This window comes from Sphaerospermopsis sp. FACHB-1194, assembly GCF_014696235.1.
Classification (GTDB): domain Bacteria; phylum Cyanobacteriota; class Cyanobacteriia; order Cyanobacteriales; family Nostocaceae; genus Sphaerospermopsis; species Sphaerospermopsis kisseleviana.
In genome coordinates this window covers 26987-42863 of the sequence record NZ_JACJPU010000027.1, presented here as the reverse complement: position 1 = coordinate 42863, position 15877 = coordinate 26987, and the positions used below count along the sequence as shown (strand labels likewise).

Here is a 15877-nt window from a genome sequence, read left to right as displayed (position 1 = left end):
CGCCCCTACATTGTTGACGCGAAACCTAAATCAAAATGTGGTTTATTTACCTGAAAATAGCTGTAATTCCTACATAAAGAAAAAATCGTTCCTATCCAACTCTTGAAACTGTCACCTGTCACCGTGGCGTAGGTTATCAAACATCAAACTGATTTTATTCCTCAATCCTCAATCTTGAATTCTTAATTCTGAATCCTCAATTATTAGCTGCATTTTTTTAATAAAATCTTGAATTTGTGAATTTATGATTTGATAATTACTCTGACTCCTGACTCCTAAATTCTTACTTTTCTCTGATATGATCTTTTTGTTTGACTGTCTTTACCACAAACGGGGTCAATATATGTTAGAATTATAGGAAAATATGACAATTTTTCAAGATTAATTTGACATAATTTTGTATTTTGTCAAGTACAAAGGCTAAAATCTACGTTTTTTGGAGTTTTGCAGGTTATGACAACCTCACAGGAGAGGATTATCCCGACGGATTTACGACAAGAGATGTCACAATCTTATCTGGAATACGCTATGAGCGTAATTGTCGGTCGGGCGCTACCAGATGCTAGGGATGGTCTAAAACCTGTGCATCGTCGCATCCTCTATGCTATGCACGAGTTAGGGCTGTTGCACGATCGCCCGTTTAGAAAGTGCGCCCGTGTGGTGGGGGAAGTTTTGGGTAAATATCACCCCCACGGTGACACGGCGGTATATGATGCTTTGGTACGGATGGCGCAGGACTTTTCCATGCGATCGCCTTTAATCAACGGTCATGGTAATTTTGGTTCTATTGACAATGACCCACCGGCGGCGATGCGTTATACAGAATGTCGTCTACAAGCATTAACTAGTCATTCCTTATTGCAAGATATTGAAGCTGAAACTGTAGACTTTATTGATAACTTTGATGGTTCTCAACAAGAACCCACAGTATTACCTTCCCGTATTCCCCAACTATTACTTAATGGTTCTTCGGGAATTGCGGTAGGCATGGCTACTAACATTCCTCCGCATAATTTGGGAGAATTAATTGATGGGTTAGTGGCATTAATTCACAACCCAGAAATAACCGACACTCAATTAATGCAGTATGTTCACGGTCCTGACTTCCCCACAGGGGCGCAAATTCTAGGAACATCAGCCATTAAAGAAGCGTACACCAGCGGACGGGGTTCAATTACCATGCGGGGTGTGGCAACTATTGAAACCGTTGAACAACGCAACCGCCCAGCTAGAGAAGCAATAATTGTTACCGAGTTACCCTACCAAACCAACAAAGCGGCCTTGATTGAAAAAATTGCCGAGTTGGTGAATGATAAGAAAATTGATGGTATTGCAGATATCCGAGATGAAAGCGATCGCGACGGGATGCGAATCGTCATAGAATTAAAACGTGATGCCTATCCCCGTGTTGTTTTAAATAACCTTTATAAACAAACCCCACTTCAGTCCAACTTTGGCGCGAATATGTTGGCTTTAGTGAACGGGGAACCACAAATACTCACCCTGAAAAACTTCCTCAGCGTCTTTTTAGATTTTCGCATTGAAACCATTAACAGACGTACTCGTTACCAACTGAGAAAAGCAGAGGAAAGAGATCATCTATTGCAAGGTTTATTAATTGCCCTCTCTCATTTAGATGCAATTATCAACCTGATTAGAAGCGCCCCCGACGCACCCTCAGCCAAAGGTGAATTAATTAGCAATTATGGGCTTTCCGAAGTGCAAGCTGATGCCATTTTGCAAATGCAATTGCGGCGGTTAACAGCCTTAGAAGCGGATAAAATTCGCTTAGAACATGAAGAATTGCAAGTACAAATTGCAGACTTGCGGGATATTCTGGATAGACGGGAAAGGGTACTGGAAATTATCGAAACCGAAGTTACCCAAATTAAAACCCAGTTTGCTACACCGCGACGCACAGCTATTACCCATGCCGAAGGGGAAATAGATGATATAGACTTGATCGCTAACGAGAAAGTTTTAATTTTGGTGACACAACAAGGTTACATCAAACGGATGCCCGTGAATACCTTTGAAGCTCAAAACCGGGCTACCAGAGGAAAAGCCGGTGCTAAAGTCAAAGAAGATGATACCATCGAGCATTTTTTAACCTGCTGTGATCATGATAGCGTCTTATTTTTTAGCGATCGCGGCGTAGTTTACAGCCTCAAAGCTTATCAAATACCAGAAGGTTCACGCACCAGTCGGGGTACACCCATCGTCCAGATGTTACCCATACCCAAAGAAGAAAAAATCACTTCCATTGTACCTGTAGACGAATTTAGCAGCGAAGAATATTTAGTCATGCTCACCAAAGGCGGTAACATCAAAAAAACCGCATTAGAAGCATTTAGCAACATTCGCGCTAACGGGTTAATAGCCATATCCTTAGAAGAAGGCGATCATTTGCGTTGGGTGAGACGTGCCAAAGTAGAAGATAGTATCATCATCGGTTCACGTCATGGTATGGCCATACACTTCCGTTGTACCCATGATCAACTGCGTCCTCTGGGAAGGGCGACTCGTGGGGTAAAATCAATGAAACTCAAAGCTGGTGATGAACTGGTAGGAATGGATATTCTTCCTGCGGCCATTCTCGACACCTTAAACACAGAAACAGAAGCGGAACTAGAAGAAGAAACCATCGAAATTGAAGAAACCGCAGAAAATAGCGAAGAAACCACCGAAACACCAAACAGCACAGGACCCTGGGTATTAATCATCACGATGGGAGGCTATGGAAAGCGTGTACCCGTAGGACAATTTAGACTACAAAACCGCGCTGGACAAGGTATCACCGCCACCAAATTTAAAAACCGCAAAACCAAGGATCAACTAGCAACCTTGCGGATAGTCAACCCCGACGAAGAGATCATGATGGCGACAAACAGAGGTATTATTATTCGCCAATCTGTTAACGCCATTTCTGTACAATCACGGACAGCAACCGGGGTAAGAGTACAGAAACTCGATGAAGATGATGCCATTACTGGAGTAGCAGTAGTTCCCCCCGATGCTGGAGATGCTGAAGACTCTGAGTAAAAGAACAAGGCAGAAGTTAAAATACTTACTTCTTTACCTAGTAGCTTTAACTAGTGGGGCATTGATGGGGGTGACAGTCGCCCCTGTCGGTGCTTGGTTTTTGGCTTGGGTTGCCCTTGCACCTCTTTGGGTGATAGTTGTTAAATACACAACACAAAAAAATACTCCTGCCTTTTTATGTGCCTTTATTTGGGCGATCGCCTATCATGGAATAGCCCTATCATGGATCACAGGTATTCACCCCATGAAATGGTTAGGTGTACCCTGGTGGCCAAGTTTATTTATTACCATCTTTTGCTGGTCATTTATTAGCCTGTGGGGAGGTTTGTTAGTCTCTCTTTGGGCGTTTTTGATGGTGCGGTTAGATAAGCAACAGTCTTGGTTAAGGGTGTTAATTGGTACAGCTTTATGGTGTGGTTTGGAAAGTTTGTGGAGTTCTGGATCTTTGTGGTGGAGTTCTTTATCTTACACTCAGTCACCGCATAATTTGGTAATTTTGCATTTGGGGCAATTTTCTGGACCGAATACGGTAACGGCGGTTATTGTGGCGGTTAATGGGTTGGTTGCGGAGTCTTGGATTTATTTTTGCACGCAGAGACGCAGAGACGCAGAGGAGAAAAAGAGTTTAAGGAAGGGGTTTTTTAATTGTTATTTGGTTTGTGCTGTTTTACTGTTAATTATCTCCCATGTTTTAGGCTTTGTTCTTTATTCTCAACCTTTGAATAATCATGAAAATTCAGGTTTAAAAATAGGTATTGTTCAAGGTAATATTCCTAATGAAATTAAGTTGCTTCCTCAAGGATTTAGACGAGCAATTACAAACTATACTAATGGATATTTAACATTAGTAAATCAAGGTGTTGATGGGGTGTTAACTCCTGAAGGTGCTTTACCTTTATATGAACGTAATTTTCAAAATACTCCTTTGTTAGATGCGGTGAAGGATAAAGGGGTTGTAGTTTGGATCGGTGGTTTTGGGCAAAGGGGGAGAAGTTATACTAATAGTTTATTTGGGGTAAATGGTAAAGGGGAAGTTACTAGTAGATATGATAAGTCAAAGCTTGTACCTTTGGGGGAATTTGTTCCTTTTGAAGAAGTTATTGGGGCGTTAGTTCAACGGTTATCTCCTTTGGATGAACATCAAGTACATGGGGCAAAAAATCAAGTTTTTGATACTCCTTTGGGGCGGGTTATTGTGGGTATTTGTTATGAGTCTGCTTTTTCGGAAATCTTTAGATATCAGGCTGTTAATGGTGGGGAATTTATTTTGAGTTCTTCTAATGATGCCCATTATACGGCAGCAATGGCAGATCAACATCATGCCCAGGATATCATGCGAGCAATTGAAACTGATCGATGGGCTGTGAGGGCAACAAATACCGGTTATTCTGCTTTTGTCGATCCGCATGGGAGAACTTTGTGGAAATCAGGGTATAATATTTATGAAACCCACGCTGAAACTATTTATACTCGGAAAACTCAGACTTTATACGTGCGTTGGGGTGATTGGTTGATGCCTTTGTTGTTGGTTTTGGGGTTTTTGGGGTGGTTTATGACTAAATAGCCGGGAATTTTGGTAAGTAGGACTTGCTGGATATAAGATATCCTTATTTGACAAGTAGCTATTTTGTAACACATACTTTTAAAGTATCCTTTTTTTAAATTAAAGAGTTGTCACCATGCAACTGAAAACCTTTTTGACCAGTGTTGCCGTAACCGCTTTGGTTATTCCCAGTGTATTAGCAAATACATCAAAAGTTTTGGCTGAAGACATTACCATTCTGTTAGAAAATAAAACAAGGGCAAATATGACAGAATTTTACGCTTCTCCTAGTGGGGTTAAAAATTGGGAAAACGATATTTTAGGTGATGATGTTTTACGATCTGGAAAGGTGATAGAAATTAATTTCAATGACGAGCGCACAACTTGTATCTATGACTTTCTAGCCAAATTTGCTGATGGTGGTGTAGTGGAAAAATATGATATCAATATTTGTAAATTGGCAGGTGGTAGTTACGAATTTTATGATTAAGTTTAATACTTATCATGTCTGCCTAGTCTGCTAACCACCAGTCACCAATCAGCAGTCCTATTTACTGATGAATCTGCGTTGCTTTGAGCATATGATAGGTAATAATCAACTGTGTCAAAGCTAGGGGGTAACTTTGCAATGTTTCCCCTGTTGTGCCAGCGATTTTACCAAGTTCAGGATTGATTTCGCGATCGCAAATATTCTTTAAATAAGGCAGATCATTACACATGATATGCTCTATCTTATTCACCTGTTCCAAGGTAGCGTGTCCATCAACTTCCAACACATCCACCGGTTTACCCATATCCCTACCTAGTCCCAAACGCACCGCTGATTCAGAATCATCATTATCTGGGTGAATAATCTGAGTAAAATCAGGATGGGGAATAGTTGGACGCAATACCAAACGTACATTTAAATGTCCATTGCTTTCATCCTCATTTTCATTGGGAGGATAGAAACTCACCACAATATCAGACCATTGACGTTGGGGACGAATAAACGCTTCTGAGTCAGGTTCCCGTTTTTCTAACTCTGCTAATACTTGTTCTTCACTATAACCGCGTTTTTCTGTATCCCGTTTAACCTTCCATTTTGCCCGTAGTGATTCAGGAGGAGCAAGATAAACCTTAACATCATAAGCATCACGAGCAGCACGGGTAGAGTAACCCAGTAAGCCTTCAATAATGACAAACTTATTCGGTTTAATGTACTGTGGAGGCTCAAATTTACCCGTTTTGTGGCTATAAACAGGCTTTAGAATTGTTTGACCTGTCCGTAGCAGCGATAAATGCTGCTGCATAATATCTAAGTAATTACAGTCAGGATGCAAGGCTGTAATACCGATTTCCGCCCGTTGTTGACGATCATAACGGTGGTAATCATCGGTACAGATGAGTGTAACATTCTCCGGTCCAAGTACCTGAGCAATACCCCTAGTTAGCGTAGTCTTTCCTGCTGCGCTATCACCAACAATACCAAGAATGATTGGACGACTCATCTTACCCCCTTGAATACAAGCTGGTTACTTAATGCTGGTTACTTAATAATGTTTCTGGAGAACATTTTTAGTTAGTTTATTCATTCTAGTGGCAAATTAGTTAGAAAATTCCAGCTTTCTCTTTTCTCGCAACATCTCTCAACATAATCCTGCTCTTATCCTGATTCAAAAACTGTAAAATTCGCATTTATAATTGTGATAAGGAAAAAATATGTTAAGTTAAATAGAAATCTCCACAATAGAATGTATTAATTTGTCATAAGTTGTAGGGGCGAAGCTTATGGGCGATAATTTAACGGAAAAATCAGACATCTAGATATCCCATAAGCTTCGCCCTGCCCCCATAAATAGGTTCCATAATTTCTTTTCTGGAGATGTCTAATAAAAAATACTGAGATACAGATATATTAGTTCAATAAATTTAGCATCACAGTAATGGCAAAACAAACTATAGGCTTAGAACAAAACCTGTATGATTATTTACTTTCTGTTTCTGTACGTGAACCAGAAATTTTAACCCAACTACGTCAAGAAACCGCCCAGCTACCAATGTCTATAATGCAAATTTCCCCAGAACAGGGACAATTTATGGTATTGTTGGTTAAATTGATAGGAGCAAAAAAAACATTAGACATAGGAGTATTTACGGGTTATAGTTCCTTAGTGGTAGCGTTGGCTTTACCAGCAGATGGTAAAATTATTGCCTGTGATGTCAGTGAAGAATATACCAGCATAGCTAGGCGATATTGGGAAAAAGCAGGAATAGCAGATAAAGTTGACTTGCATATTGCCCCAGCTTTGGAAACTTTGGATAACTTGTTAGCAGCAGGAGAAGCAGAAAGTTTTGATTTTGCCTTTATTGACGCTGATAAAGGAAACTATGAAAATTATTATGAGCGATCGCTGCAATTAATTCGACCCGGTGGACTAATTGCCATTGATAATGTTTTATGGTCTGGGAAAGTAGCAGATCCAGAAATACAAGATAATCAAACTAAAAAAATTCGCGCCTTTAATCAAAAATTATATCAAGACTCAAGAATTACCTTGAGTTTAGTTCCCATAGCTGATGGTTTGACATTAGCTAATAAAAATTGAAGTACAGGGAACGGGGAACGGGGACTGGGGACTGGTGACTGGTGACTGATGACTGGGGACTGTGAAAACAAGAAACAGGAAATATTTAGGGGATGCTGAATAAATGTAAAACCTAGATAAATCAAGGGATTGAGGATGATGAAAATTAAAATTGCGCCTGGTTTTAGGTGCTATGATCCTCAAAAAGCTTGCACTTTGTGAGTGTTTGCAGAATTTCAAAATAAAAAAAACTCCTTGATAGCGAAGCGTGGCGTTAGCCATACTCCTAGCCCTCACAGATAACTTTTTCAGCAAACCCTATTTATCTTTCTCCTGACTCCTTGATCTCCTGACTCCTAATAACATTCCTTGTGGTACGCTATCACCTTTAGATAGTGTCGAGGTAAGGAAGATGTCTAAACTGCGGGTGGGGTTGCTGTTTGGTGGACGTTCTGGAGAACATGAAGTATCAATAATTTCTGCAAGGGCGATCGCAAATGCTTTGAGTGCAGAAGCAAATAGTCAGAAATATGAAATTGTGCCTTTTTACATCCAAAAAAATGGTGTTTGGCAAGGGGGAGAAACTGCACAACAAGTTTTAAAATCTAGTGAAGCCACAGAAAATCCCGCTATAACCCCTAATTTATGGCAATTTCCCGCAGAAACAGCAGAAATTGATTTGTGGTTTCCCATACTCCACGGACCCAATGGCGAAGATGGAACAATTCAAGGTTTACTAACATTAATGCAAGTTCCCTTTGTTGGTTCTGGGGTGTTAGGTTCAGCCGCCGGGATGGATAAAATTGCTATGAAAACCGCTTTTGCCCAAGCAGGTTTATCCCAGGTAAAATACAAAGCAATAACGAGAGCGCAAATTTGGTCAAACCCTTGTATATTTCCTAAATTGTGTGATGAAATAGAAGCAACATTAGGCTATCCTTGTTTTGTCAAACCTGCTAATCTGGGTTCATCCGTAGGAATAGCCAAAGTGCGATCGCGTCAAGAATTAGAAGCGGCTTTAGATAACGCTGCAACTTATGATAGACGCATCATAGTCGAAGCCGGAGTAGTTGCCAGAGAAGTAGAATGTGCGGTTTTAGGCAACGACAACCCCAAAGCCTCCGTTATTGGTGAAATTACCTTTGATAGCGATTTTTACGATTATGAAACCAAGTATACTGAGGGTAAAGCAGACTTATTAATTCCTGCACCTTTACCAGAAACAGTAGTTCAACAAATTCAAGAAATGGCATTACAAGCCTTTGCAGCAGTTGATGGTGCAGGTTTAGCGCGAGTAGACTTTTTCTATGTAGAAGCTACTGGAGAAATTTTGATTAACGAAATTAACACCTTACCAGGGTTTACATCTACAAGTATGTATCCGCAACTTTGGGCAAATACTGGTATTTCTTTTACAGAATTAGTAGATCAATTAATTCAACTTGCCATTGAAAGACATACCAATTCTAAATTAGAAGATTCAGTAAAGTAATTTGCAGATAATGGGGAAAAAGTAGCATAATATCCAATTTTTTTGGAAATTTTTGGTAAAAAACCGCTATTTTGCCAAAAAACTACTTTCAACCCTCTTTATCCTACTGTTAAATAACACTTGTATCTTATAGTATAATAAACTACTAGAGGATGCAAGTGGAAATGAATCATGAACAGTCACAATGCAAAACCAGAACTAACCACAACTGTAAACAGCACTTCAGAAGAATTAAAAAATACATCTCTAATTAAGAAACGGTGCCTAAAGTATCCTTGGTTATGGTTTGTGGGGTTGTTAGTTATTCCCCTGGGAGTGGGAATATTTGGCTATTTCCAGCTAATTTATATTGGCTACGTTCCCAAAATAGAACCAGAAAAAACCATAGAAGTAGTCAGTAAAAAAGAAAACGTAATATCTTCTAATATCAGTAATCCTACACCTTTATGGTTAATGTTGGCGATCGCCCTCAGTTGTGCATCTGGTTGTTGGGTTATTTATCGCATACTCAAACTTCCACAACGTATTTAAGAAAGGGTGTCGAGGAATAGGTGACAGGTGACAGGTGACAGTGAAGAAGCAGGGGAGAAGATTTTCCCCAATGACTAATGGTTAAAAACAAATAATAAAAAGTGCCAACTTGGCAACCAATCAGTAAACAACCCGGTTAAATTATTAAAAGATAAACGACTTCAATAATGTTGTTATCTGGGGTTACTACATAAAATAGCTTCTGCTTAAAAAGGCTGTTTCACAAGTTTGAATTATGAACAAACAAAGCAATCTACTAATATTTTGTTGGGCTATTAGTTCAGCAAAAAATAATAAAAAATCAAAGAAATCAAAAAGAAATCAGGTTTAACATTTGCTGCAACAGGAATACTCACATCATCTAGACACTATCGTTGAAATACATAGCCCCCTAAATAACGGATAGCGTCTATTAAAACATATTCCTGAACGCCCCAGCAGCAAATGTAGAGTGGGAGAAAAAAGGCGCTTGGTATGCCTTCTCCCACTCTTCTTTTATCAATTAATAATTGATAATTGATGATTGACAATTGATAATGGCTTAAATTACAGTTTAACAGAAATTCGTATCTTGCAAAAATTTCATAATTTCTCTATTCACTACATCATTAGCACCTGTGGATGCGTCATGATAACAATTTTCTATAATTTTTAACTGTGAATGAGGAATATAATGATGTAATTTTTCACCGTGACTCACAGGAAACCAACTATCTTGATCACCCCATAAAATTAAAGTTGGACATTCAATAGCAGTGAGACTATTTTGAATTTCAGTTAACATATTTGGTTTTTTAGCTTGTAAATTCTCAATTTCTCTAGCTGCTATTTGTAATTCTTCCGCAACTTTCACTAAAGTTCCGGGAATTTCAATAAAAGGATAAGTTATCCAATAAACATCTTCCTCTGTGAGAATAGCAGGATTAAATAACACTTTTCGTCTTTCCATACCCATGACTTCCCTAACTAGAGGTGCAAACACAAAAGCAAGACGTAAAAAATCAATTGTGTGGATAATTTCTAATGGTGTTTGTGCTAATAAACCCATTGCCCAATGAGGTAAGGTTTCGGTAAAAATGGGCGCATTCATAACCACTAAACTCCCAATTAATTGAGGATTTTTAGCCGCTAATGCTAAAGAAACTAACGCACCTAAAGACTCAGCGACAATGACGGGAGGTTCATCACATAAAGATTGAATAATCCGTTCTAATTCAATTATTTGATGACCACTCTTTTCTCTACGGTAAATAGCTTTTTCCGAAAAACCATAACCTTTAGCATCAAAACAAATTACCCGAAAATATTTAGATAATGGTTCAATACTGTATCGCCAATTATAACTCCAACTGCCCAAACCATGTAATAAAATTAATGGTTTACCTGTACCTTTTTCACCATAAGCAATTTTTACAGGATAGCCATACGCATCAGTAATAATTATATTTTGTTGACCTTGAGGAAAATGAAATTGCCACCAGTTTTTCATATTATTAGTTAGGGAATAGGGAATAGGGAATAGGGAATAGGGAATAGGATATTTTGAGTTAAGCTGTTACACAGCTAAATTGTATAATCCTAATATTCTGAACTCTTGTTTAACAGGCAAGATGCCTGTTCCACTTATACAAATTAAATGCATAACAGCTTAGTTAATGATTAATTTACCCACCATTTAAAGCTTTCCATAGCATTCCTATAAAAATAACAGGTAATGCAATTAAAACAATACCAAGTACAACCAACACTGCAAAAAGAGCAATAATAAAACCTTGATCGGCCTTCTTTTTTTCACCAGGAGATTTTAAGTAATCTTCCAATAAAATCAGGTTGTAATTATTTGCTCTCCAAGCAAAATCAAATAAATCTCCCAACATCGGAATAGCACCGACTAAAGCATCAATGATAATATTTACAATCATTCTGCCTAAAGTTGCTTTTGATATACCTAACTTTGCCGATTCAATGATAATATAAAGAGAAAATATCAATCCCAAAACATCACCACCAACAGGTATTAATCCCAAAATTGGATCTAAACCAATACCTACTGGAGTTCCCGGAATGGTAATAGCATTATCTAACAGTTTACTAATTTGTTGTAAACGTTTTAATGTTGGTGCATAACCATCATATTCAATGTAAATTTTATTGTGAGAGTTAGACATTTTATATAATTGGTAATTGGTAATTGGTAATTGGTAATTGGGTTATTTACCTTCCTAGTTTCCTGTTTTCACTGTCATAGAGTCACCAACAATTACATTTAATTGGTTGCAAACAAGGAGAACAAAGGCACTCATCCATAACCATAACATTAATACTATAAAAGTTCCCACTGTACCATAAACTTTATTATAATTTCCAAAGTTGGTAACATAAAGGCGAAATAATGCCGAAACCAGCGCCCAAAAGATAGCTGCTAAAACTGCTCCTGGCATTAATGGTGTACCTGGTTTCCACACACTTGGTCCATAACGATAGACTAAGCTAAATGTAGCAGCAACAATCATTAAAGCTAAAGGCCAAAGTAACAATGTCCAAAGAGGTAATAAGAATCCCAAATAAGGATTACCACGCACCAGCATACCCAAAAGTAAATCACTAATAAATACCAGAAAAGAAGCCAGCATTAAAAGTAAGATAGTACCAATTGTTAATCCTAAAGAAATGAGTTTAGCTTTCCAAAAAGGGCGCGTATCTTGTGGGGAAACTTGCTCAATTTGATCAAAAGCAGTCATAGCGGTACTAACTGCACCAGAAGCTGTCCAAAGAGCGATCGCAAAACTCAAAGAAAATAACTCAGAATTTTTAGATTCAGCAATTTCTTTAGTAGCAAATTCACTAATCAAATTCCACGCTTCTTGGGGTACAACTTGACTCAGTTGTGTTGTGAGTTGAATAAAAGTTTTTCGCAAAGATTCTGCAAATAAGCCAATTGCTGTTAACAAGGTAAGAATCGCCGGAAACAACGATAACATAGCATTAAAAGCGATTTCTGAAGCCAGTCCTAAAAGTCTCCTTTCCATAGTCCTGGCAAAAGTTTTTTTCAGTGTACGCCAATTGAGGTGACGAAAGAACTTGATCCAGCGATGCTTGAGTATATTCAGCATATTAGCGTGGTGTTTCTAGAATTTCCATTGATGGTTTTCTCAGCGATTCTACTGTAAGTTGGAGTTTGGCATTTCTTTGAGTTTCTGTTCCTATTTGGGTGCTGATCCGAGCATCACTGACTTGCCATTTTAATTGTAGGTATTCTGTAATAGCTTGCGATCGCTTCTGAATTATATCTTGTGCTTCGGTAACTTCCTGGTTAACTAGAATACTCCCCATCAATGGAGAAATCAACATTGCCCCAATAATTGATGAGAGTCCAGTTTTACTGTCAATATATAGCAGGGAACAGGGAACAGATTTTATGTCAAAATTTATACATAAAAGCTACTATGATATAATGTCCGCCCAATCACTTACGATATAGCTGTTTCATGAGAAATTACCAATTACCAATTACCAATTACCAATTACCAATTACCAATTACCAGCCTCAACAGATATGATAATTGTGCAACCGGACATGATATGACTCAAGATTTAACACAAAAATGGTTATCCGAAATTCAAAGCCTCAAACAGCAGATGGCTCAACTGCAACAAAAACGTGATGAAGCTTGGGAAAGTTCACAAAAATGGCGACAACTCTATAACACTGAATCAGAACAACGTCGCACCGATGCCAAGATGTATCAACAAGAAATTGCATCTTTAAAAGCTGAACTTTGGAAACTTCAAGGTATTAACACTGATACAATTACAGAAACGACCACAACGGCTATTGAGTCAGAACTAACTGAAGACACATCTATAGAGGAATTAAAAGCTAAATTGATCGCTGTGACTCAAGAACGCGATCGCCTCATTCAAGCATTCAAAACAGAACAGGAAAACCACGAGCAAACCCGTAAAAATCTCACTACAGCTTTAGGTGATGCTATTGATAGTTTGACACAGTTGAGAGCAGCCACAAAGGCAACAGGGGAGACAGAGGAAGCAGGGGAGGTGGGAGATAACGTAAGTACCTAGTTATCAACTTGGGTTAATATGTACTAAGCGAATGGAATTATGGAATTATATTTATGGTTCAAACTCCTCAAGCACCAATCAATTATTTTTCCTTTGAAGATTACTATGCCTATGATGATGGCACTGGAAATCGCTATGAATTAGTAGATGGAGAATTAGTTTTAATGCCACCAGAATCAATTTTTAATTCTGATATATCAATGCGATTATTGTTGGAATTGTCTAAAATAGTCCCTCTTCATTTATTAAAATATAAAGAAATTATGATTGAAGTAAGTGGACGTAGAGCTAAGGTAAGAATCCCTGATTTACTAATCTTGGGTGAAGAATGTCGCGCCGCTTTAGAAGCGACAAAAAGAGGAACTATTACCCATGAAATGCCACCACCATTAATAGCTATAGAAGTGGTATCACCTGGTACTGAAAATGAAGTTAGAGACTATCGCTTCAAGCGTTCTGAGTATGCAGCTAGGGGAATTTCTGAATATTGGATTGTTGATCCTGCACAAAACAAAATTACGGTTTTATCTTTAGTAGAAGGATTGTATGAAGAATTTATTTATACAGGTGATGAATTAATTAAAAGTGAAGTATTGCCAGAAATTAAGATTAAGGTCAGTGATATTCTCGTTTCATAGATAGCTATTAAAATCAGAGGAAGCAGGGGAGGTATCAAGTCAAAATTCAAAATTCAAAATTCAAAATTAAGAAACTTTTGCCTCTTGCCTCTTGCCTTTTGCCTGATTTCCCAGTCACCAGTCCCCAGCATTATTTAAAAACCCATAGCCTCAGCTACCGCTTGCAAATCTGCGGGAATACCTTGTTTAAACTGAGCATGACTGTGTTTAATGGCTGTATCTGGATCTTTCAAACCATTACCAGTTAAAATGCAAACTATCGTCGCACCAGCAGGAACTTGATCTTTCACTTTTAATAACCCAGCTACGGAAGCAGCACTGGCAGGTTCACAGAAAATACCTTCAGAAGACGCTAACAACCGATAAGCGTCCAAAATTTCCTCATCTGTAACAGAGTTAAAACTACCCATACTGGCAGTTTGGGCAGCGATCGCCTTATCCCAACTCGCAGGATTACCAATTCTAATCGCCGTCGCTATAGTTTCAGGATGTAGCACTGGTTGACCATTTACCAACGGTGCAGCCCCAGCAGCTTGAAAACCCATCATTTTTGGCAAGCGATCGCATTTTCCCGCTTGATGGTATTGACAAAAACCCATCCAATATGCTGTGATATTTCCCGCATTTCCCACCGGAATACACAACCAGTCAGGAGCATTACCCAACGCATCCACCACTTCAAAAGCCCCTGTTTTCTGACCTTCCAAGCGGTAAGGATTGACAGAATTTACCAAAGTAATCGGATAATGATCCGCCATTTCCCGGACAATTTCTAAAGCCCGGTCAAAATTACCTTTAATAGCTAAAACTTCCGCCCCATATAACAAAGCTTGAGCCAACTTACCCAAAGCCACATAACCATCAGGAATCAATACAAAGGGGCGCATTCCTCCGCGTTTAGCATAGGCAGCAGCAGCAGCGGAAGTATTGCCTGTACTAGCACAAATCACCGCCTTAGCACCAGCTTCCTTAGCCTTGGTAATAGCCATAGTCATACCCCGGTCTTTAAAACTGCCAGTGGGGTTCAGACCATCATATTTAACAAATACTTGCACCTGCTTACCAATACGTTCAGCGATCGCTGGTACAGGAATCAAAGGAGTATTACCCTCCAACAAAGTCACCACAGGGGTACTTTCGCTCACAGGCAAGTATTCACGGTAGGCTTCTATTAGCCCCGGCCAAGGTTGGCGATGAGATTTAGCAACAGACAAGCTCAAAGTCACAGGATTCTAAACTTCTTAACTAGGGATTAGGAGATGAGAAAAATAGATTTTTTTGATAGTGTCAATCACTTTACCATGCAAATGGCGATATCTAGCAACAGATCAGGCAGGGAGCAGGGGAGGAAAGATTTTTCCTAGTCACCAATCACCAGTCACCAATCACCACCGAGGAACACACTCACTATTATCGCAGTCACTTATGATTTAGCAGGAAACCTATTAGAGTATGTAATTAAAAGTATACTTGATTTTAAGAAAGGTTAAGATAGCTTTATTATAATATCTCTAATGGTGTGAGTTTAGTTTCGGAAAGAACATAACTATGTCAACTTTATCATCCAGTGTTGCCAGCTGCGAATCTCATAGTGAATTGGTAAAGAAGCTCACCAAGGCTTACTACCAAGACGAACAACAAGAAAAATTTATTGACCTGCAAGCAGAAGTAGATTCCCTGCTGCAACAGTTACAGAACCTCAAAAGCCAAAGACTAGAAACTTCTAGCCACGAATAATAAATTAACCAGCGAGGTCATCATTCCAGGCGCTGATTAATTTTCGACCAGCGCCTAAAGCTATATATATCAGCAGTTTCCACCAGCAAAGCTAGAGATTGGTCACTGTGGAGTTGAGCGATCGCTGTCAGATTTTGTGGTGATTTATCAGTAAAATTCAGTATAGATAACCTGACAATTAGCAGAAAAAATCATGGTTCGGACGGAAAAAATCATGGTTTGGGGAAGTTTCTGCTCTTATTCA

General features: G+C 38.8%; 16 protein-coding genes. 9 read left to right on the top strand and 7 right to left on the bottom strand.

Features of this window, described 5'->3' with window-relative positions; translation table 11 throughout:
- Nucleotides 1–453: 453 nt before the first annotated feature.
- The 3 genes from gyrA (at nucleotide 454) to H6F45_RS16055 (ending at nucleotide 5075) form a co-directional block, all read left to right on the top strand.
- Nucleotides 454–3042 (top strand): DNA topoisomerase (ATP-hydrolyzing) subunit A, encoded by a 2589-nt coding sequence (gyrA, locus tag H6F45_RS16065; RefSeq protein WP_190347676.1) that lies wholly within the window; start codon nucleotides 454–456, stop codon nucleotides 3040–3042.
- On the top strand, nucleotides 3023–4606 hold the full coding sequence (gene lnt / locus H6F45_RS16060; RefSeq protein WP_242052645.1) for an apolipoprotein N-acyltransferase: 1584 nt from the start codon (nucleotides 3023–3025) through the stop codon (nucleotides 4604–4606). Before gyrA ends, lnt begins: the two co-directional genes overlap by 20 nt.
- Before the next feature lie 115 nt (nucleotides 4607–4721).
- On the top strand, nucleotides 4722–5075 hold the full coding sequence (locus tag H6F45_RS16055; RefSeq protein WP_190347675.1) for a hypothetical protein: 354 nt from the start codon (nucleotides 4722–4724) through the stop codon (nucleotides 5073–5075).
- A 61-nt stretch (nucleotides 5076–5136) separates the two neighbouring features.
- Here the strand turns inward: H6F45_RS16055 and H6F45_RS16050 are convergent, their stop codons facing one another.
- Entirely contained in the window at nucleotides 5137–6075 is a 939-nt protein-coding gene (locus H6F45_RS16050) for a phosphoribulokinase (protein WP_190347674.1), read from the bottom strand.
- 435 nt (nucleotides 6076–6510) lie between these two features.
- Here H6F45_RS16050 and H6F45_RS16045 point away from each other — a divergent pair, with 435 nt between their 5' ends.
- Complete coding sequence (locus H6F45_RS16045; protein WP_190347673.1) at nucleotides 6511–7173, top strand: class I SAM-dependent methyltransferase; 663 nt, start codon at nucleotides 6511–6513, stop codon at nucleotides 7171–7173.
- Here the strand turns inward: H6F45_RS16045 and H6F45_RS16040 are convergent.
- Nucleotides 7104–7298 (bottom strand): hypothetical protein, encoded by a 195-nt coding sequence (locus H6F45_RS16040; protein WP_190347672.1) that lies wholly within the window; start codon nucleotides 7296–7298, stop codon nucleotides 7104–7106. The genes H6F45_RS16045 and H6F45_RS16040 overlap by 70 nt on opposite strands.
- Nucleotides 7299–7564: 266 nt before the next feature.
- Between H6F45_RS16040 and H6F45_RS16035 the strand changes: the two genes are divergently transcribed.
- Both H6F45_RS16035 and H6F45_RS16030 read left to right on the top strand, forming a co-directional pair.
- On the top strand, nucleotides 7565–8644 hold the full coding sequence (locus H6F45_RS16035; RefSeq protein WP_096571204.1) for a D-alanine--D-alanine ligase family protein: 1080 nt from the start codon (nucleotides 7565–7567) through the stop codon (nucleotides 8642–8644).
- A 171-nt stretch (nucleotides 8645–8815) separates the two neighbouring features.
- A complete protein-coding gene (locus H6F45_RS16030; protein ID WP_190347671.1) occupies nucleotides 8816–9175 on the top strand; it encodes a hypothetical protein in 360 nt (119 codons plus the stop codon).
- Nucleotides 9176–9728: 553 nt separating this feature from the next.
- Here H6F45_RS16030 and H6F45_RS16025 read toward each other — a convergent pair.
- The 4 genes from H6F45_RS16025 to H6F45_RS16010 form a co-directional block, all read right to left on the bottom strand.
- On the bottom strand, nucleotides 9729–10664 hold the full coding sequence (locus H6F45_RS16025) for an alpha/beta hydrolase (protein ID WP_137666466.1): 936 nt from the start codon (nucleotides 10662–10664) through the stop codon (nucleotides 9729–9731).
- 175 nt (nucleotides 10665–10839) lie between these two features.
- Nucleotides 10840–11343 (bottom strand): DUF4112 domain-containing protein, encoded by a 504-nt coding sequence (locus tag H6F45_RS16020; protein ID WP_190347670.1) that lies wholly within the window; start codon nucleotides 11341–11343, stop codon nucleotides 10840–10842.
- A 54-nt stretch (nucleotides 11344–11397) separates the two neighbouring features.
- Nucleotides 11398–12279 carry a YhjD/YihY/BrkB family envelope integrity protein gene (locus tag H6F45_RS16015; RefSeq protein ID WP_190347689.1) on the bottom strand — a complete coding sequence of 294 codons (882 nt, stop codon included), beginning with the start codon at nucleotides 12277–12279 and terminating at the stop codon, nucleotides 11398–11400.
- Between the two features lie 10 nt (nucleotides 12280–12289).
- Entirely contained in the window at nucleotides 12290–12526 is a 237-nt protein-coding gene (locus tag H6F45_RS16010; protein WP_190347669.1) for a hypothetical protein, read from the bottom strand.
- Between the two features lie 231 nt (nucleotides 12527–12757).
- Here H6F45_RS16010 and H6F45_RS16005 point away from each other — a divergent pair, with 231 nt between their 5' ends.
- Together H6F45_RS16005 and H6F45_RS16000 are read left to right on the top strand one after the other, a co-directional pair.
- A complete protein-coding gene (locus H6F45_RS16005) occupies nucleotides 12758–13258 on the top strand; it encodes a hypothetical protein (protein WP_137666464.1) in 501 nt (166 codons plus the stop codon).
- Between the two features lie 53 nt (nucleotides 13259–13311).
- The gene (locus H6F45_RS16000; protein ID WP_137666463.1) at nucleotides 13312–13896 is read left to right on the top strand and encodes a Uma2 family endonuclease; all 585 of its coding nucleotides are present in this window, start codon (nucleotides 13312–13314) and stop codon (nucleotides 13894–13896) included.
- Nucleotides 13897–14030: 134 nt separating this feature from the next.
- On the opposite strand, the gene thrC is transcribed toward H6F45_RS16000, so the two are convergent.
- A complete protein-coding gene (thrC, locus tag H6F45_RS15995; RefSeq protein WP_187039612.1) occupies nucleotides 14031–15122 on the bottom strand; it encodes a threonine synthase in 1092 nt (363 codons plus the stop codon).
- Nucleotides 15123–15444: 322 nt separating this feature from the next.
- Here thrC and H6F45_RS15990 point away from each other — a divergent pair, with 322 nt between their 5' ends.
- The gene (locus H6F45_RS15990; RefSeq protein WP_096571218.1) at nucleotides 15445–15633 is read left to right on the top strand and encodes a hypothetical protein; all 189 of its coding nucleotides are present in this window, start codon (nucleotides 15445–15447) and stop codon (nucleotides 15631–15633) included.
- Nucleotides 15634–15877 lie beyond the last annotated feature (244 nt).